This is a genomic window from Lachnoclostridium phytofermentans (assembly GCF_000733755.1).
Taxonomy (GTDB): domain Bacteria; phylum Bacillota; class Clostridia; order Lachnospirales; family Lachnospiraceae; genus Lachnoclostridium; species Lachnoclostridium phytofermentans_A.
This window is the reverse complement of record NZ_JPOF01000003.1, coordinates 1,335,224-1,355,063: the sequence shown is the minus strand read 5'-3', so window position 1 is coordinate 1,355,063 and position 19,840 is coordinate 1,335,224. Positions and strand designations below refer to the sequence as shown.

14 protein-coding genes are annotated in these 19,840 nt (G+C 37.3%); 12 read left to right on the top strand and 2 right to left on the bottom strand.

The genetic code is table 11. The features are described from left to right. Window positions 1-70: 70 nt before the first annotated feature. Window positions 71-1,738 (bottom strand): phosphoenolpyruvate carboxykinase (ATP), encoded by a 1,668-nt coding sequence (locus CC92_RS0111330; RefSeq protein WP_029502768.1) that lies wholly within the window; start codon window positions 1,736-1,738, stop codon window positions 71-73. Between the two features lie 452 nt (window positions 1,739-2,190). Here CC92_RS0111330 and CC92_RS0111325 point away from each other — a divergent pair, with 452 nt between their 5' ends. Continuing rightward, window positions 2,191-3,756, top strand: coding sequence for a sialate O-acetylesterase (locus CC92_RS0111325; protein WP_029502769.1), 1,566 nt, complete (start codon window positions 2,191-2,193; stop codon window positions 3,754-3,756). 135 nt (window positions 3,757-3,891) lie between these two features. On the opposite strand, the gene CC92_RS0111320 is transcribed toward CC92_RS0111325, so the two are convergent. Then, window positions 3,892-5,655, bottom strand: coding sequence for a DUF885 domain-containing protein (locus CC92_RS0111320; protein WP_029502770.1), 1,764 nt, complete (start codon window positions 5,653-5,655; stop codon window positions 3,892-3,894). Window positions 5,656-6,019: 364 nt separating this feature from the next. Between CC92_RS0111320 and CC92_RS0111315 the strand changes: the two genes are divergently transcribed. The 11 genes from CC92_RS0111315 to CC92_RS0111265 all read left to right on the top strand — a co-directional run bounded on the left by CC92_RS0111315 (window position 6,020) and on the right by CC92_RS0111265 (window position 19,770). After that, entirely contained in the window at window positions 6,020-9,409 is a 3,390-nt protein-coding gene (locus CC92_RS0111315; protein ID WP_029502771.1) for a DUF6240 domain-containing protein, read from the top strand. A 20-nt stretch (window positions 9,410-9,429) separates the two neighbouring features. After that, window positions 9,430-10,929, top strand: a complete 1,500-nt coding sequence (locus CC92_RS23230; protein WP_029502772.1) for a flagellin — start codon at window positions 9,430-9,432, stop codon at window positions 10,927-10,929. Window positions 10,930-10,981: 52 nt separating this feature from the next. Next, window positions 10,982-11,461, top strand: coding sequence for a flagellar protein FliS (locus CC92_RS0111305; RefSeq protein ID WP_029502773.1), 480 nt, complete (start codon window positions 10,982-10,984; stop codon window positions 11,459-11,461). Between the two features lie 487 nt (window positions 11,462-11,948). Beyond that, complete coding sequence (gene trpE, locus CC92_RS0111300; RefSeq protein WP_029502774.1) at window positions 11,949-13,415, top strand: anthranilate synthase component I; 1,467 nt, start codon at window positions 11,949-11,951, stop codon at window positions 13,413-13,415. Continuing rightward, a complete protein-coding gene (locus tag CC92_RS0111295; protein WP_029502775.1) occupies window positions 13,412-13,996 on the top strand; it encodes an anthranilate synthase component II in 585 nt (194 codons plus the stop codon). Before trpE ends, CC92_RS0111295 begins: the two co-directional genes overlap by 4 nt. A gap of 114 nt (window positions 13,997-14,110) precedes the next feature. Further along, on the top strand, window positions 14,111-15,121 hold the full coding sequence (gene trpD, locus CC92_RS0111290) for an anthranilate phosphoribosyltransferase (protein ID WP_029502776.1): 1,011 nt from the start codon (window positions 14,111-14,113) through the stop codon (window positions 15,119-15,121). Window positions 15,122-15,124: 3 nt separating this feature from the next. Then, complete coding sequence (trpC, locus tag CC92_RS0111285) at window positions 15,125-15,940, top strand: indole-3-glycerol phosphate synthase TrpC (protein WP_029502777.1); 816 nt, start codon at window positions 15,125-15,127, stop codon at window positions 15,938-15,940. An 80-nt stretch (window positions 15,941-16,020) separates the two neighbouring features. Beyond that, window positions 16,021-16,668 carry a phosphoribosylanthranilate isomerase gene (locus CC92_RS0111280; protein WP_031420358.1) on the top strand — a complete coding sequence of 216 codons (648 nt, stop codon included), beginning with the start codon at window positions 16,021-16,023 and terminating at the stop codon, window positions 16,666-16,668. A 196-nt stretch (window positions 16,669-16,864) separates the two neighbouring features. Further along, window positions 16,865-18,049 (top strand): tryptophan synthase subunit beta, encoded by a 1,185-nt coding sequence (trpB, locus tag CC92_RS0111275; protein WP_029502779.1) that lies wholly within the window; start codon window positions 16,865-16,867, stop codon window positions 18,047-18,049. Beyond that, window positions 18,042-18,815 (top strand): tryptophan synthase subunit alpha, encoded by a 774-nt coding sequence (gene trpA / locus CC92_RS0111270; RefSeq protein WP_029502780.1) that lies wholly within the window; start codon window positions 18,042-18,044, stop codon window positions 18,813-18,815. Before trpB ends, trpA begins: the two co-directional genes overlap by 8 nt. Before the next feature lie 175 nt (window positions 18,816-18,990). Then, window positions 18,991-19,770, top strand: coding sequence for an ABC transporter permease (locus CC92_RS0111265; RefSeq protein WP_029502781.1), 780 nt, complete (start codon window positions 18,991-18,993; stop codon window positions 19,768-19,770). Window positions 19,771-19,840 lie beyond the last annotated feature (70 nt).

Below are 19,840 nucleotides of genomic sequence, written 5' to 3'. Positions count from 1 at the left end.
AGGATAAAGATAGTGCGCTCTTTGTTTGATTTTTCTATCAATGGTGGAAGAAAATTAGTTTATAAACAAATTAATTTAATTCAGATACTACCTTCTTTAGTGCTGCCAGAGCATCTTCTGGTAGTTTATCATAACCGCCCTTAAAGGTGTTTCTGCTTTCAACAAATTTGACGCGGTCAAGCATTCTAGATTTTAACTGAGCCTTATACTCTGAATCGTTAAGATTTGGAACAAAACCATCCCACTCGAAGATTTCAATATCTTCAAACGAGCCCCATTGTTTAAATTCAGCATTTCCATCGACTACCGCCTCAATAACACCAAGTGTGTCTGCTGGTTTTACTTTTTTACCCATAAAGTCACCAGTATTGATAATATAGCAAGCTACGTTTCTTTCTGCTACTAGTTTTTTAAACTTTTCATAATCATTTACTAAAGGATAAGTTCTAAAAGGATTTGCATATGGTTCCACAACCAAGGCATTAGGATCTACACCTTCTGCCAGCCTTTCAGCAGTAGATCTTTTGGTCGCTAATGTTGCGCCCATTACAGAAGCAAGAGAGGCTCCTTTCAGTTTAACAATTGGTGGGATTGTAGGATCTTTCATAATCCAAAAAATAGCGTTTACTGGCTCTTCAATTTTATCGACACGGTTAGGTGACCATAATTTTGATTTAATGGCACGACCATTACCATTACGGATATCCTCAGTTACTAGAACAACCTTGCCATCCTCATCAATGGTAGCAGAGCAGTTTTGAGCTGTTAATAAATATTTATTATCATCACAGTATGTAGGGTAGTCAGCAGTTTTATCGAAATATGTAGGTTCCATCGCGATAGAGGATCCTGTTTCTGTGTTTATGATAAATGCATCATCATGAAGTACGGTTACGTCATATTTACCGCCATGTTTCGCATGTGTAATCGTAGATTTACCTGATCCGGAAAGACCGAACACTGAGGCAACATAAGACTTGTGATTTGGAAGATTGTATCTCTTTTGTCCACCATGGCAAGAGGCATATCCATTACGGTTAGCGACAGCCCAGCCAATTGTGAGTGTACCTTTTTTGTGTTCGCCAAAGTATCTCATGCCTAAAATAGTGGCACAGTTTTCTGATGTGTTAAAATAGCATAAGCATTTTGGGTCATAGTTAGGATTTGTAGTTCCAGTCCATTGTGGATTTGAGAAAATATAGATGTCAGGTTCATTTCCAATTGGTTTAGAATTTTTGTACATCTTTACATATTCATCCGACATGTATTGGAAGTTTAACATCCAGGAGTACATAATGTTCTCTTCGCCTTCCGGAATTAGCAGATGGGCTTTTATCATAAATTCAGGATCTAAGCCAATGAATACTTCTGCATGATACATGGTATTCCATCTTGTGTCATAGACTGCATCCATAACGATTTTGTCTAGTTCTGCACAATCAACATTTGGCTCACCAGCGATTCTTCTTGCAGCGGCATAACGCCCAGTAATAGAACCGTCATTAAATAATAGAACTTTTGCGTCTTTTTCTAGTCCAAATTCTTCTCCTCTGTAAACCGGCATATCGGTTACAACAGTACCAGGAGAATTTTTAGCAAGCTCATAGGCTTCCTTTAAAGTGTTGACTTTCACAACATTGTTGCCATAAAAAGCAGCTTCAATAATAGAACGTGTTTTTGAAAATCCTGGTTTTCCAGCACCGATTTCCTGGCGCTTATAGTACGCTTTTGTTGACATGATTATTTTTCCTCCTATGAATATGATCTATCCATTATATTTTCGGCTTAATAGGAAGCAATTTTATGCTCACCTTGCAGAAAATAGACTGGCCGAACGTAATAATAGGGTTGCTCATGAAACGGGCATGCTATTGTGGTGGTATTATCAAGTTTCTACCAATTTAAGTATAAATTTATTGTGTGTAAATGTCAATGTTTACAAGTGATATTTAATAAATATGTAAAAAAAGCCAAAGTGTACGTAATATATAGACAAAGCAAACTGCAAATCTATGATTAATTCTGTGTATAAACAACAAGTTTTGCGATATGCTTGTGGAACTATAAAGCTTTTTGAAAATATATGACAAAAGAAATATAAGATAGTCAATCTACAGCTTGCTAGATATCATTTACAATATTGGTTGGGATTGTTGGAATAAGTTTTATTATCTTGGAGGAGGATGGTAAATGAAAAGATTAAGGACAGCAGCTATTTTTAGTGATGGAATGGTTTTGCAACGAGAAACACCGATTTGTGTTTTTGGTACATGCGATGAAAAACAAGAAATTACTGTTATTTTAGATGATATGGAAGTAAGAACAATGAGCAGAGATGGAGAATGGAAAGCTTTTCTACCTCCAAAACCAGCAGGTGGTCCATATCAGATGAAGGTTACAACAAAGGAAGAGGTTATTGTATACCATGATGTCTATCTTGGAGAGGTTTGGCTTGCCGGTGGGCAATCTAATATGGAGTTTGAATTAAGAAATTGTAGTACAGGGCGGGAAGAGATGAATGGTTCTAAAGATTCGTTGTTGCGATTTTATCAAGTGAATCGAAGTAGTTATATAGAGGAAGAATTTTATAGAAAAGAGGAAATGAACCGCTGGCAATATGAGACAGAGGAAAGCTTTGGAACCTGGTCTGCAACTGGCTACTATTTTGCAAAGAAATTACGGGAAGAACTTAATGTAGCAGTTGGTATCATAGGTTGTAATTACGGAGGAACTTCTGCTTCTTGTTGGATTGGAAAAGGTATGCTAGAGAAAGATGCTGATACGAGAACTTATCTTGAGGATTATGAGAAGGTATGCAAAAACAGGTCTTATGAAGAGTATTTAAATGAACTAGCAGAGTATAGGGTATATGAAGCACAGTGGAACAAAAAAGTAGACGATGTATATAAAAACAATCCAGATATCCTATGGTCCAAAGTGCAAGAGATTGCAGGCCCTTGTCGCTGGCCAGAACCTCTTGGGCCACACTCTCCTTACCGAGCATGCGGATTATACGAAACAATGCTTAAGAGAGTATGTCCTTATACGTTGAGGGGATTTCTATATTATCAAGGAGAAAGTGATGACCATCGAGAACATACTTACGCAAAGCTTTTAAGGCAATTGATATTACAATGGAGAATGGATTGGGATAATTTAAGCTTACCATTTTTGTTTGTTCAATTGCCGATGCATATAGGTAGAGAAGATAGGGATTTAGGGAATTGGGCAGTGTTAAGAGAGCAACAGAATGAGGTGTATCAAACGGTTAGAAATACCTCGATGGCAGTAATATTAGAAGCAGGAGAGTTTGATGATATTCACCCAAAAAATAAAAAGATTGTAGGAGACAGATTGGCACTTCATGCTCTTTCAAAAATTTATCAAAAAGATATAAATCCAGAGGCACCAAGCCTTTTATATGCAATACGATCGGGAAATAGAGTAATTTTATACCTGAAAGATACGCAAGGTAATTTGTATTATAAAGAAGACCATGTATACAATAAAAGCAGAGAGCGTTATGTAAATAAAGAAAAACAAGAGGAAATATCAGATTCTGGCTTTGAGGTGGCGGGGGAGGATGGAATTTTTCATTCAGCAACGATACAGATAGAGGGGAATCGTATCATTGTAATCTCGAAACAGGTTATGTTACCATGTTATCTTCGATATGCATTTCATAATTTTGGCCCCGTGACTATATTTGGAGGTAATGGTATCCCGCTTAGTACGTTTAGAATCACTGTAGGATAATCGTTCGTTACATAACCTATCAACAAAATAAGTTGTTATAATATTAGATTAACGTGTTATGGCGAAAGCAAGAGAATGATGTAAGATATAGAAATAATAAAAATATTAAATCCCTTGCTTTCGCTTTTCATGTAATTATTTTTTAGCGGAATCAGAACCATTTTTTTCAGATAGCCAATTTTTAAAATACTTTTCGATAATATCGTATGGAGCAGGCCCAAAATCCAATAAGAAGGTATGAAAATCTTTGAGTCGGAAATTCTCCTGTAAAGTAGACTTTGCTAAAACTTTTAGCTCCATAATTTCTATATAGCCAACACAGTAAGGAAGATAGATTCCAGGTTCACCGAGTATGGAATTATAAATGGATTCAGCATCTTCCACAGAGGATACGTAATTACTCCAAAAATCAATGGTCTCCTTCTTCGTCCATCCGTCATAGTGTACGCCAATATCGGTTAGTGAGTATAAGCAATGAACAGCTATCATGTTAGCTTTTAAGAAATCAGCAAGATTTTGGCTTAACCCAGCCATTCCATAGGAGTAGCATTCCACATAGGTAGCCCAACCCTCGTCATAACCTGTGACATCGACTACACTACGGATTGGGTGTTTGTTAAGTTTTCGAAAATACACATTTTGATAGAGATGACCTGGATAACCTTCATGAGCGATCGTTGGAAATAGCTTTGTCATATCAAAGATAGGATTGTCATTGATGTAGATACTATTTTCTGTGTAAAAATCAATCGGTGGGACTAGATACATAGCTGGACTCAGATGATCTTTCAAGGAATCAGGAACATACTTTACGGTATAATTTACGCTATCTAAAACTGGGAAATCTTTTGTGATATGGGAGGCGAGATATTCCATTGTCGCATTAGGTTCAGTTTCTGGAAAGGTTATATTTTGATATTGATCGTAAAGGGTAGGATCTTTGATACTTAGTGTAGTAATAGTAGATAAGCAACGATTTAATAAGGCTTTTAAGCTCTTCTTCATCTCTGGAACAGTTTTAGACGAACCAGTGGATAACTGTGCTTTTAACTCATAGTATTCTTTTCCACCCTCAAATCCACAAAGACCATTTTTATTTTTTGAACTGCCTTTTAAAGAAATCAGTGTCTCAATTAAGCTTTCATAGGCAGGAATCACAGAAGTTAAAATTGCAGCTTTATTTTTTTCTTCCAATTCACTTTTTTCCACATCTGTTAAATCTGTAATGATATCAATTCTCTCTCGAAAGGACATAATTAAAAAATTTCCCTCTGGATTTTTTATAAAATCTTGACACTGAGCGATTATGCTATCCGCGATGTCATCGGTCATAAAATATCCTTTTTGAGATTTTTCTTTCTCAAATTCTTCAATACATATAAAGTATTCATCAACGCAATTAAGAAGTTTTATGTAAGTAGAAATGTCCTCTTTCGTATAAAAAGAATATTCTGCAAATAAGATTGGTAATTGTGCTTGCAAACCTGTCGTTGGACCAAGCTGTTCCACTAGATAGGGATAGGCACCTAGGGCAAGATTTTTAGAAAATGTATTATCTAAAATCTCATAAGTAATTTGATCTTCTTTCGTAAGCCAATCGTAATTAAACTCTTGTAACTTGTTTCGGTTATTCTCAGCATCTATCATATTCTTTTTCATTTGCTCAATAGAGAAGGTACCCAGTGTCGGTTTTATGTTTTTAATACCGTAATTTTCTGGGTGGGCTAAAGTATAGTGAAGTGATAGGGAGTCGCTTGTAACCTCATCTCGGAACATCCGATCAAGATAAGTTTGGTAACTTTTTTGTATGTCTTCTTGTGTTTTTTCCTTACATCCGACCAAGCTTATCATGAGAATAAGGCTTAGGAATAAGGCAATAAATTTCCTTAAATTTTTCATAAAATCCTCCTACAAATTCATTACTAAGTTTAGATTGGTGGAAGTTTTTTGTAATCTCTACCATGATGCATTCTCATATATGGGAGCGTAATTTAAACGGTACAATCATTTTATCTTATTCCTATGACTTAGTACGAAGCAGAACGTATAGTTTAATGTATGTGAAATAGTTTGGATACATACCCAGTTCTAGGAATTTTGAACGAACCAGTTAAGTTTTTATAAAAATATCCGAAATACATGGTAGTAGTAACGTATTTGGTTAATTAATATCTTTGGTTATAACGAAATAAAGTGAGAGTTGAAAGAAAATCACTTTCAACTATAGATTTTGAGTACGCTGAAGCGGACATGGGGTATGAACATGAATATGAATGGGATTTATGCAACTGGAAATCTTCAAAAAAAGCAAATTGAAACGGTTTCCAAGGAAGATACAAATCTTCCAGATTATGAAGTGGGTCAGATATTAGAAGGCATAGTCTTAGATGTTTCAGATCAGGTTTCCATCAATTTTAGTGGTCGAGAATTAAAGTTCTCGAAAGAAACAGTCCCAAATGCCAAGGAAGGCGAAATTAAAAAATTTAAGATAACGGATGTATCGAAGACTGGAATTGTACTAAAGGAAGTTGGAAGTGCAGCGAATCAGGGAAACAAAAAAGAGACAACTCTGTTGTTTACACAGGTGGATACAGGAAAAGGAACGGCTACGCTAATGGGTGAAGAAACTTCAGTGAAAGAAGAAGAGCAGGAGCTTAGTCAGACAGCTACTTGTATGACAGAAGAAGATTACCAAGAGCTGTCAGAAGAAGGGTTTTCCATCGAGGAATTTGAACTGGAGCGTCTCGCACTGGCTTTAGAACGAATAAAATCACAGAAGATCTTAAGAGAAGATTCTATTGAGGCTCAAACACAGACTATAAAAAAGGTCAGAGAGATGGCGGAAAAGATTGCAAGATCATGTATCCCTGACCATGGTATGGCAAAACAAATTGCAGACCGTCTAATCAATGCAGATTTGCCTGTAACAGTAGAGAATGTAGAGCGGATCGTAAGTGCCATGAATCTTGCACCTTCAGGGAATGGTCTAAGTGAAAATGCTATGGCTTATCTAATACAAAATAACCTAAAGCCAACCATTGAAAGCATCTATAAAGCAGAGCATAGTGGGAATATTGCACGGAAACAGGAAAATCAGGAAGCTTGGAGAGAGCTAGAAGAGGCGACCAAGAAGATTCTAAAAGATGGGAATATCCCAATCAAGGAGGAAACTTTACAGGAAGCAAAATGGTTGTTTGAACGAAATTTACCGATTACTGAGGAAAATATTCGATACAAATTAAGTCTGTCCTCGATTACACCGGAAGAGAAAGATAATATGGTTCTTACTGGAGCAATCAATGCATTAAAAGCAGGGAATGACCCTAGAGAAGGTGTAATTCTATCCTTAGAGGAGGATAAGTTTAAGGATATTATTAAGAATCTTCATCAAATATCGGAAGATACGATTGACAAGGCAACTATTTATTTAAAGAAAGAGGCGGTTCATAACCAAAGCCTCGATAAGCTAAGTCTTAAGTTTCTAATGCAGGTACAAAATGGTGAGATACCAGATGATTTTAAAGTGATAGATAACAACGAAGTCATAGCGAATACCAATGAGATAGCTTCCATCACTGCAAAACGACAGTTAGAAGAGATAAGATTAAAATTAACAGTAGAAGCTTCCTTAAAGCTATCTGCAAAAGGTATTTCAATAGAAACAGAGAGTATAGCGAAGGTTGTTGAAGGCTTAAAACAAATGGAAGAGGAATATTACCAAAACCTCGGAAGAGAAGCTGGGCTATCTTCACAATCTCAAATTGATTTATTAAAGCAGACAGTATCTACTGTAGATACATTAAAACAGTCATCAGCAACTGTTCTAAGTTCCTCCTTCTCCATTCGGCATCAAGTATCGCTAAGCCGTTTGTATGATATTAGGATAGGAGAAAGTGACCAGTTAAAAAATGCGAAAGAAGCTTATGAACAGTTAATGACATCTCCACGAGTGGATATGGGGGATTCCATAAAAAAAGCTTTTGAATCCGTAGATTCTATTTTAAAAGAAATGAGGCTTGAAACTACAGCCGCGAACCAGAGAGCAGTACGAATTCTAGGATACAACAATATAGAGATTACAGGAGATAACATCCTAGCAATGAAGTCTTATGATGCGAAAGTGTCTGAAGTAATCGATGGTTTAAAACCATCTGTCACAGCAGCTTTAATAAAAAATGGAGTTAACCCGCTTACGATGAATCTAGACGAATTATCTGGTACATTGAAGGAGTATTTAAAAGACAATGGTTCAGATAGTACAGATGGATTTGCAAAGTACTTAGTTGAGCTTGAGGCAAATGGAGATATCAATCCAAAAGAACGAGAATCTTACATTGGAATTTATCGTTTACTTCACCAGGTTCAACAATCTGATGGTGCTGCAATTGGTGCCATAGTTAAAGCGGGAGGCGAATTAACTCTTAAGAATTTGTTGACTGCCGTTCGTACCCTAAAGCATGGGACGATGGATGAGCGAATTGATGATGAATTCGGAAGTCTTACAAGAGCCACTGGGTATAGCAATTCGATTACCGCTCAAATTGATGCTGCATTCTATGGAGAAAAATTAGTTCGTGAAATTCAAAAGGAAATTACTCCAACTACGTTAAAAGAAGTAATGTCTTTCTCGGATTCTACCATCTTTGATGGCACTTTAGAGGAATTTTCAGAGAAATTAGCGAAAGTGCAAGGGCAGGTCTCTAAAAATTCATCACAGACCGATACGGGAGCTGATGAACTTTTGGAGAAAACGCTTAACAATAAGGACTTATCTTACGAAGCTGATTTGTATGAGCGCAACCGTTTAGAACGAATTAGAGAAGTTGCCAATGACAGCAGTGAGGAACTACGTTTCTTAAAGGATTATGGACTTCCTAATAGTATCAACCATATTGTTGCAACAAAAGAACTTTTAAATCAAAATGAAAGTATCTATCAAAATGCCTCTAAGCTGTTCCAAAAGTCAAGCAAAGAAGAGTTGAAAAAAGATCAAATCGATGCTATTGAGAAGAAAGAGAAGTTATTGTCTTCCTTAGAAGAATTCTATCAGTCCCTTGATGAAGTGGCGGAGGAAGTCTTATTAGAAACAGATATTACAGCAAATGAGGTATTGCAGATAAAGCAGTTAAAGTCCATGATTCGATTGAATCAAGGCTTAAATAAAAAAGAACATTATAATATCCCATTAATTACGGAGGATTCTATAACCAACATTAATTTAACAGTAATTCATGGGGCTAAGGAAGAAGGTAAGGTGTATCTATCCTATCCTTCAAAAAAGTTTGGAACCGTTCAAGCAGAACTTAAGTTAAGCGGTGAAATGTCCAAATGTTTTATAACGGTGGAGGATAGAGAATCACTGGAAAGTTTAAAGGACAGTCAGGAATTGATTATCAAAGATTTAAAAAATCAAGGCATCAAAGTTACTTCGATAAACTTAGGAATAAAGTCAAAACTCGCGGAAGGTTATCTATATAAGAGTGGAAAGTTTTATAGGGAATCACAGTTAGAGTCAGCTTCGGTTGAGGAAAAAGAAGATTCCTTAACACAAGAAATATCAGAAAGTAAGTACAATACGGATGATCTATATCTAGCAGCAAAAACAATAATCCAAAGTTTTCAAAAATTAGAAGGTTTTAAGGACACGATATAAGAGAGGATGAAGGTAAAGAGATGAGAATAAATCACAATATATCAGCACTTCGTGGCAACAATCAGTTGAAAATAACAAACAAAGCATTAGATAAGAGTTTGGAAAGATTAAGTAGTGGGTATCGTATTAATCGTGCTTCTGATGATGCAGCAGGACTTGCGATATCCAAAAAGATGAAGACACAGATTGAAGGTTTAGAGCAATCTTCAAGAAATGCTTCCGATGGAGTATCAGTAATTCAGACAGCAGAGGGTGCCTTAAATGAAGTAGGTGCAATGTTACAACGTATGAGAGAGCTTTCTGTTCAAGCTGCGAACGGAACTAACACTGCAGCGGACCGTTTGGCAATTCAGAAGGAGATTAATCAGTTAAATAACGAAATTACTCGTATTTCAACAGACACCGAGTTTAATACAAAACCTTTATTGAATGGTAATTTAGATTGTCAGAGTTATTCCAATACTACGAATGTAGAGATGATTTCTCTATCCGATCAGGTTGATGCAAAAGATTATCAGTTTAAAATTACTCAAGATGCAAGACAAGCAGTTATGACTGGTATGAAACTGAATGATCTTACGGGTGATATTACTGATACTCAAGCAGGTATTATCAATATCAATGGTATAGAGATAGAGATTAACGAAGGGGACACAAGGGAGCAGGTATTTGAAAAACTTCGTGATGCCTGTGACACTATGAATATTAAAGTATTTGCGCAGGTGGGTACTTCCACAAATCCAGATAATGCTGGCTATGAGAGTGGATCAATAGCGGATGGGCCTCTTGTACTTATGACAAAGGAGTATGGTTCAAGTCAATCCATTGAAATTCATTGTGATAACGAAGAACTATGTGACTTATTGGATATTAGTAAAAGTGGCGCGAAAGCAGTTGGCGTTGATGCAAAAGCAACGTTAGGAGATGGATTTTCAAATACTGCAACAACCTCTTGCAATGGTAACATTATTACGGTAACTGATGGTGATGGTTTTGAAATAAAGTTTAAAACTACTCCTGGCGCTGCTGGAACTATATTTACTGATCAGACTGTAGGCGATGCTGGGGCAAGTATTACAGATGGTGCTGGCTCTGATGAGGTAAGCATAACTGTGCTACAAGCTGGACCAATGGATCTCCAAATCGGTGCCAATGAAGGGCAGACGATGGAAGTTCGTATTCCACGTGTAGATACTTATACGCTTGGAACGAATGTAGTTAACGTTTGTACCCAGGAAGGTGCTTCAAATGCGATTGCAATTTTAGATAAAGCAATTACTATGGTAACAGACATACGTGCAAAACTTGGTGCGTATCAGAATCGTTTGGATCATGCGATTGCAAACCTTGATGTTGGAGCAGAAAATATTACAGAAGCTTTATCTCGTATCGGGGATACCGACATGGCGAAAGAGATGTCTATTTATACTCAGAAAAATGTTTTAGCACAGGCTGGTACTGCTATGTTGGCACAAGCTAATGAAAGACCGCAAAATATTTTATCCTTATTACAGGGCTAATAAATAGTAAGACGATAAGTGGTATGAATGTGATACCAGGATTGGAGTGGCAATGAATAAGGATCGATTGCAAGAGTTCGCCGTTAGAGTCACACAAGCAAACAAAAGCCAGCTAATTGTTATTCTCTATGACATCTTAGAGGCGGACTTAGAAAGTGCGACAGATGCAATTAACGCGAAGGACTATAAAACATATGAAAAAGAATTAAGACATGCAAGTCGTATTGTTAATCAGCTTATGGGTGCTTTGGATTATCGTTATCCATTAGCTTACGACTTATTAAGTCTATATTCTTACTTAAATAAAAAAATGGTTAGTGCCTTGATGTCAAGAAGTAATCAGGATTTTCCTGAGATTCTAGACTTAATCAATGACTTAAGAGTTGGTTTTATGGAAGTTAGTAAAGAAGATAACTCGGGACCAATGATGCAAAATACGCAACAGATATACGCAGGGCTAACCTATGGTAGAGGTACTCTCAATGAGTCAAGCCTAAACCCAAGTGATATTCATCGTGGGTATAAGGCGTAAATAACAAGAATTTAGCCTCATATACTAAAAAGGTAGAAAGAGAAGTTTTACTTTCTACCTTTTTTAATATAAAATGATCCCAATAAATATGAAAAAATCTTCTTGACAATGGGAAAGTTAAGGTATATACTTTAGCCAATTAAATCAGTAAATCCAAGATAGTAAAAAACCGATGAACAAGAGAAGTAGCTAGAGGAAGTCTTTGCAGAGAGCCGTGGTTGGTGTGATACGGTAAGACAGAGGGAATACTCGTAGAATTTAGTGAATGGACTTGTGAGGGTGGCTCGAAACCGAAAGAGAGTAGACGCCAACGGGGACCCTGTCCGTTATCAGCGGGGTGTATATGATAGTATACAAAGAGAGTGGGTGCATTGCACCAATTTGGGTGGTATCGCAGAAGTTTAGGCTTCTGTCCCTTAAGTAAGGGGCAGAAGCTTTTTTTATTACAAAATTTTAAAGAGAGTATTGAAAAAGGAGGAGAAAAGGAATGGTATTATCAAGGTATGAAGAGATGGAAGAGTATGAAAAAAACTATCATTATGTTCCAGTATATAAAGAAATCTATTCGGATCAGACCACGCCAATCTTAGTAATGCAGAAACTATCGTTACACGCCAAAGACTACTATCTATTTGAAAGTGCAGAGGGTAATGAGCGATGGGGTCGCTATTCCTTTCTCGGATTTAACCCTGTGCTAAAGCTATTTGGCAAAGGTGATAAGGTTTTTCTTAAAAAAGGTCCCGTGGAAGAGGCCATTGAACAATCAGGAGACAGCATGCAGGCGATTCGAAACCTCCTAAAGGAATACAAAGCACCAAAACTTGAGAAACTTCCAACGTTTTCTGGAGGGCTTGTAGGATACTTTGGTTATGAAATGATAGGAAGAATGGAACCTAAATTACAGCTAAGAGAGAGTGATTTTGAGGAGTTTTCCTTACAACTTTATCTTCAGGTCATAGCCTTTGATCATGTAAAGCAAAAGATGTATCTGATTGATCACTACCCATCCAAGGATCATAAAAAGGGATATGAAAAGGCAGTAAGTCGTATTGAAGATCTTGAAGCTTTGTTAGCGGCAATAATGCCACAGACCGTCCAAACGAAGGAAGAACCCCCTGTTTTTAAAAGTAATATAACGAAGGAAGAGTATCTTGCTATCGTAGAGAAAACCAAGCACTACATTAAAGAGGGAGAAATCTTTCAGGGGGTCATCTCTAGAAGGTTGGAAGCCACTTATAAAAATAACCTAATGAGTGCTTATCGTGTATTAAGAACGACAAATCCATCCCCTTATATGTACTTTATTCATTCAGGGGATATTGAAATTGCTGGTTCTTCCCCAGAAACCTTGATAAAAGTTATCGATAGAGAAGTAACAATTTTCCCAATTGCAGGAACTAGACCAAGGGGAATCACGAGTGAAGAGGATAAAAAATTAGAAATAGAACTGCTTGCAGATGAAAAAGAGCTTGCAGAACATAATATGCTAGTTGATTTGGCCAGAAATGATGTTGGAAGAGTGGCGGCTTATCAATCGGTCACAGTAGAGGAATACCTAAAGGTGCATCGATATTCTAAGGTAATGCACATCACTTCAAAGGTTAGTGGAAAGTTAAGAGAAGGGATGGATGGCTGTGATGCACTGATTGCATCCTTTCCAGCAGGAACCTTGACTGGAGCACCAAAGATTCGTGCTTGTGGAATTATCGAAGAGTTAGAAAAAAGTCCAAGAGGAATCTATGGAGGTGCTATTGGGTATTTTGACCTTTCTGGAAATTTAGATTTTTGTATTGCAATACGAACCGCAGTAAAGAAGGAAGATAAAGTATACGTGCAAGCGGGAGCAGGTATTGTAGCAGAAAGTAACAATGAGCTAGAGTATGAGGAAACAAATCATAAGGCAGCTGCTGTCGTTGATGCAATACTTAGAGCAGGGGAGGTTGATAGGGTATGATACTCTTCATTGATAATTACGATAGTTTTACTTATAACCTTGTACAATTAATTGGATCCATCGAAAAGAATGAAGATTTTTTAGTAGTTCGAAATGATGAGGTGTCGGTACAGCAAATCAATCAACTAAAACCCTCTCATATTATCCTATCTCCGGGGCCTGGAAAGCCTAAGGATGCTGGTATATGCGAAGAGGTAATTAGAAAGTTTCATAAAAAAACACCCATCTTAGGGGTTTGTCTTGGACATCAGGCAATCTGTGAAGTATTTGGAGCTAATATCTCTTATGCGAAAACAATCATGCATGGAAAACAAAGTGTAGTAATGGTGGACTCCAATAGTAAGCTATTTAAGGGGCTTGAAGAAACCTTTTCAGTTGCCAGATATCATTCCTTAGCAGCGGTTAGCGAAACAATACCGAATGAACTAAACGTGACTGCAGTGACGCAGGATGGAGAGGTTATGGCGGTAGAGCATAAGGCGTACCCAATTTACGGTGTACAGTTCCATCCGGAATCTGTGCTGACACCAAATGGTAGGACTATAATGGAGAACTTTTTAGAGATTACTAGCGTATTTTAGTCCATGATAAGTAAACGTTTACGAAGTGAGCTTTTTCTTGTTTTTATATCAAAGTTTGTGTCCGCGCTGCAACCACAAACTAACACAAAAGCAGCGCAGAAAAGAGGGAGAAGTATGATTAAAGAAGCAATTTATCAATTGGTGAATAAAGAAAATCTGAGTTATGATGTAGCAGAACAGGTAATGGATGAGATTATGAGCGGAGAAGCTTCGAATGTTTTAATAGGTTCTTACCTTACTGCACTTCGTATGAAGGGTGAAACCATTGACGAAATTACAGCAAGCGCTGCAGGAATGAGAAAGCATTGTGTGAGATTACTTCATAATATGGACGTACTAGAAATCGTTGGGACAGGGGGAGATGAGGCAAATACTTTTAATATCTCAACAACTACAGGATTTGTAGTTTCTGCAGCAGGAATTCCAGTAGCAAAGCATGGAAATCGGTGCGTTTCAAGTAAATGCGGTGCGGCAGATGTGCTTGAGGCATTAGGGATAAATATTATGCTAACCCCGCTAGAGAGTGCAAAGATTTTAGAAGAAATCGGTTTATGTTTTATGTTTGCTCAAACTTATCATAGTGCGATGAAGTTCGTTGCACCAGTGAGGAGAGAACTAGGAATTCGAACTATTTTTAATATTCTTGGCCCGCTTGCAAATCCTGCGGGAGCAAATTTAGAGCTTTTGGGTGTTTACGAAGAAGCATTAGTAAAACCTTTAGCCAGAGTACTATTAAAATTAGGAGTAAAACGAGGAATGGTTGTATACGGAAGGGATGGGTTAGACGAGATATCGCTTAGTCATCAAACTGTATGTTGTGAGATACGTGATGGGAAACTATACGACTATATTTTAGAGCCAGAGCAAATCGGGTTAGCAAAATGTAAAAAGGAAGATCTGGTAGGCGGTTCTCCAGCAGAGAATGCTGCAATAACAAGGGCAATATTAAATGGAGAAAAAGGATCCAAAAGGGATGCAGTAATCTTTAATGCAGCTGCTTGTATCTATATGGTAAGAGATAATATTACATTACAAGAAGCGGCAAAGATGGCTACGGAAATAATCGATAGTAAGAAGGCACTTCATCAGCTTGAGAGATTTATAGAACTATCAAACCGGAGGTAAGCTATGATCTTAGAAAAAATAGTAGAAGCTACAAAAGATAGAATAAAACAAGAAAAGCATAGATATCCAGAAGAAATTATGAAAAAGAGAGCAATCGAGATGGCTGACAGGCAAGGGTTTTTAAGATCCTTGACTGGAAAATCCGATAAATTAGATTTTGAAGAAGCCATGAGTAGACCAGGAATTAATTTCTTATGTGAGATTAAAAAAGCATCGCCATCCAAAGGATTGATAGCACAAGAATTTACTCCTGTTTTAATAGCGAAAGAGTATGAAGAAGCCGGTGCTGCTGCGATTTCTGTTCTTACAGAACCAACCTTTTTTCTTGGTAGCGATAATTACCTAATGGAGGTAAAAAAAGAAGTAGAAATTCCAGTACTTAGAAAAGACTTTATCCTTGAGGCTTATCAGATTTATCAGGCAAAGTTACTTGGGGCGGATTGCGTTTTGTTGATCGTATCTATTTTAGGAGATGAATGTTTAACCAGATTTCTTAAAATCTGTGATGAATTGGGTTTAAGTGCATTAGTGGAGACACATGACGAAGGTGAAGTGAAGAGAGCATTAAAGTGCGGTGCTAGAGTAATTGGTGTGAATAATCGCAATTTGTCAACCTTTGAGGTATCAATTCGGAATAGTTTAACACTACGCTCTCTTGTACCCAAAGAGGTTATCTTTATTGCAGAAAGCGGAATTTCTGCACCAGAGCAGATAAAAGAGCTTAAGGATGCTAATGTTAATGGAGTTCTTATCGGTGAGACCTTAATGAAAGCAGCAAATAAAAAGGAAATGATACAAAATCTAAAAAGTCTACTTTAAAAGCTAGGTTAGTTAGGAGCTTTATTGTTATTTCGAATTGAGGCTTCGCAATTGAGGTGTAAACAAGAGGGAAAATGTGAATGAAAACAAAGATTTGTGGATTAAAGTCTCTGAGAGAGATTGAAATTGTGAATAAGTATACCCCGGATTATGTTGGCTTTGTCTTTGCAGGCGAAAAAAGAAAAATTGATGAAGAGGTTGCTCAAACACTTCGGAGGGAACTATCAAGAGATATTAAAGCGGTTGGTGTCTTTGTAAATGAACCCTTAGAAAGAATCGCAAAGATGTGTGAGAAAAATATCATACAGCTGGTTCAGCTTCATGGAGACGAAGATAGGGATTACATCAATGCCCTACAATCAGAGGTAGAAGCACCTATTATAAAGGTGATTCGAGTTCAATCAGTGAATCAAATTAAAGAGGCACTTACCCTCCCCTGTGATTACTTTTTATATGATACGTACAGTCAGCATAGCTATGGGGGAGAAGGTAAACGGTTTGATGAAATGATATTAACAGAGGTTTATAAAGAGGATCTAAGCCAGGTTAGAGAAGGTTTGCAAAAGCCTTATTTTATAGCAGGGGGATTAACAGCACAAAGCATAAGTCTTTTAGATAATAGGCTAAAGCCCTTCGGAGTAGATGTAAGCAGCGGAGTAGAAATCTCGGGACAAAAGGATGAGGAAAAGGTAAGAGAATTTCTGCTTGCAGCTTCTAAGGTTTCTTAGTAGTTGTATAGTGATAAGTGAAAGGGGATTTATTTCGTTAGTATTATATTTGTATGGGAATAGTGATTAGAACAAGATGTTAAATGTATCGAAAAGATGAAGTTAAATTAATTATAAAACATTCTCAATAAACAGTAGTTCGCTTTCTATTATAGTTTTCATATAGAAAATGCGTAGGAGAGGAATGGAGGAATATATGAAAAAAGGCAGATTTCTTCAATATGGCGGTCAATATGTACCGGAGACATTAATGAGTGCGGTATTAGAGGTGGATAAAGCATATAAGCATTTTAAAAAGGATTCTGATTTTTGTAAGGAACTTGACACCCTGTACCGTGAATATGCAGGGAGACCATCGTTGTTATACTATGCAGAGAAGATGACTAAGGATCTTTCTGGAGCTAAGATTTACTTAAAACGAGAAGATTTGAATCACACAGGTTCTCACAAGATTAATAATGTATTAGGTCAGGTATTATTAGCAAAAAAAATGGGAAAGACACGTGTTATAGCAGAAACGGGAGCTGGGCAGCATGGTGTAGCAACAGCAACGGCTGCAGCTTTGATGGGGCTTGAGTGCGAGATTTTTATGGGAAAAGAGGACACCGATCGTCAGGCGCTAAATGTATATCGTATGGAGTTATTAGGAGCTAAGGTTCATCCGGTCACCTCAGGAACTATGACCTTAAAGGATGCAGTTAACGAGACTATGAGGGAGTGGACGAAGAGAGTAGACGATACCCTTTATGTCTTAGGTTCTGTTATGGGGCCTCATCCATTTCCGACAATAGTACGTGATTTTCAGAAAATAATAGGGAAGGAAATCAAAGAACAATTGAAGCAAAGAGAAGGAAAGCTTCCAGATGCAATCGTTGCCTGCGTGGGTGGAGGAAGTAATGCCATGGGAGCATTTTACGAATTCTTAAATGACCCTAGTGTCTCATTATATGGTTGTGAGGCAGCAGGCCTTGGTGTGAACCATCCTAAAAATGCTGCTACAATTGCAAATGGTACGGAAGGAATTTTCCATGGAATGAAGTCTTATTTTTGTCAGGATGAATATGGACAGATAGCTCCTGTTTACTCCATCTCTGCTGGACTAGATTATCCTGGAATTGGACCAGAGCATGCTATGTTACATGATACGAAACGAGCAACGTATGTACCAATTACGGATGAAGAAGCGGTGGAGGCGTTTGAATATCTATCAAGGACAGAAGGAATTATACCTGCGATAGAAAGTGCACATGCGGTTGCTTATGCAAAAAAACTGGCACCAACGATGGAGAAAGACAGTATCCTTGTGATAAATATCTCTGGACGTGGGGATAAAGATGTTGCTGCAATTGCAAGATATAGGGGGGTTAATCTATATGACTAGGATAGAAGAAGCATTTATAAAGAGAAAGGCACTTATCACTTTTATTACTGGAGGAGATCCTGGGATTGAAATTACAGAAGAGCTGATACTTCAGATGGCAAAAGAAGGTGCAGACTTAATAGAGATCGGAATTCCATTTTCTGATCCGATTGCAGAGGGACCAGTAATTCAAGCGGCAAATGAAAGAGCTTTAAAGGCCGGAACTACCACAGACTTACTGTTTGATATGATTGCGAGGGTAAGAAGCCAGGTTAGTGTACCATTGGTATTTATGACGTATATAAATCCTATCTACACCTATGGTGCGGATCGATTTTTAAAGCGTTGCAAGGAGGTAGGGATCGATGGTGTAATTGTACCTGATCTTCCTTATGAAGAAAAGGAAGAGTTACTTCCTCTTTGTGAATTACATGATATTGCATTGATATCCATGATAGCACCAACCTCGAAGGAACGAATTCGAACCATAGCAAAGGATGCGAAAGGTTTCTTATATTGTGTATCATCTCTTGGGGTAACCGGTGTAAGAACAGAGTTGGGTAGTCAGGTAGAGGTGATGATAGAAGAGGCAAAAAAGGTAACCGATATTCCTTGTGCAATTGGATTTGGAATATCCACACCAGAACAAGCAAGGAAGATGATAGGAATATCAGATGGTGTTATTGTTGGAAGTGCAATTGTAAAAATTATTGCAAGTTATCAAAACCAGTGTGTTCAACCAGTGACAGACTTTATAAAAGAATTAAAGAAAGCAATAGTTGAGTAAGTGTATGGCCATACTTGTCAAGGGTAAGTATCATGGTATATGATAGAACTTGGCAGTATTGCTAATTTTAAGGATACATGCTGTATCCGATAGTTCTTAGAACTTAGGTATCAAATTCTTAATAATAGATAGTGAATGGCTTGTTGCCTGATTTATCGTGGGGATGGAGGAAAAGATGAAAGATTTAAAAAAGCATGTACATAAAAGATGGATTAGTTTACTTGCAATTGCTCTATGGTTAATCTTGTGGCAAGTAGTGAGTGGAGTGATAAACAGTGATATTTTAATTGCATCTCCCATACAAGTAGTGACTACCTTAGCACATTTAATCTTTGAAAAAAGTTTTTGGTTTAGCGTTGCATCTTCTTTCCTTAAAATCAGTCTAGGTTTTTTCTTGGCAGTAATTACGGGGGTGCTTTTATCGCTTGGAGCTTATTATAGTGTATTTTTAAAAGAATTTTTTACGGTTGCGATGCGGGTAATTAAGTCGATACCAGTAGCTTCCTTTGTTATCTTAGCATTGTTATGGGTTAGAGCTGCAAACTTATCCATTTTAATCTCATTTCTTATGGTTCTCCCTGTGATCTATACAAATGTAGTTAAAGGAGTCGAATCAACAAATCAGGAATTGCTTGAAATGGCAGGAGTCTTTCAGATGAGTGGGATTAGAAGGCTGCGATATATCTATCTGCCAGCTGTGATGCCTTATTTTGTTTCTGCTTGTTCGGTTGGTTTGGGATTTTGCTGGAAATCAGGGATAGCTGCAGAGGTAATTGGTTTACCGAAGAACTCGATTGGAGAACAACTATATGAGGCTAAATTATATCTTATGACAAAAGAGATGTTTGCGTGGACGGTTGTGATTATAGGGATTAGTGTAATATTTGAGAAGCTAATTCTTTGGTTGATAAAAAAATTAAACTATGCTTTAACCAAGGAAGTGCTAGAAAAATAAGCGGATGGACTATAATGAGAAATAAAAAACATGGGTGTTAGTGTGATTACACTCATTTTGATATGAAATT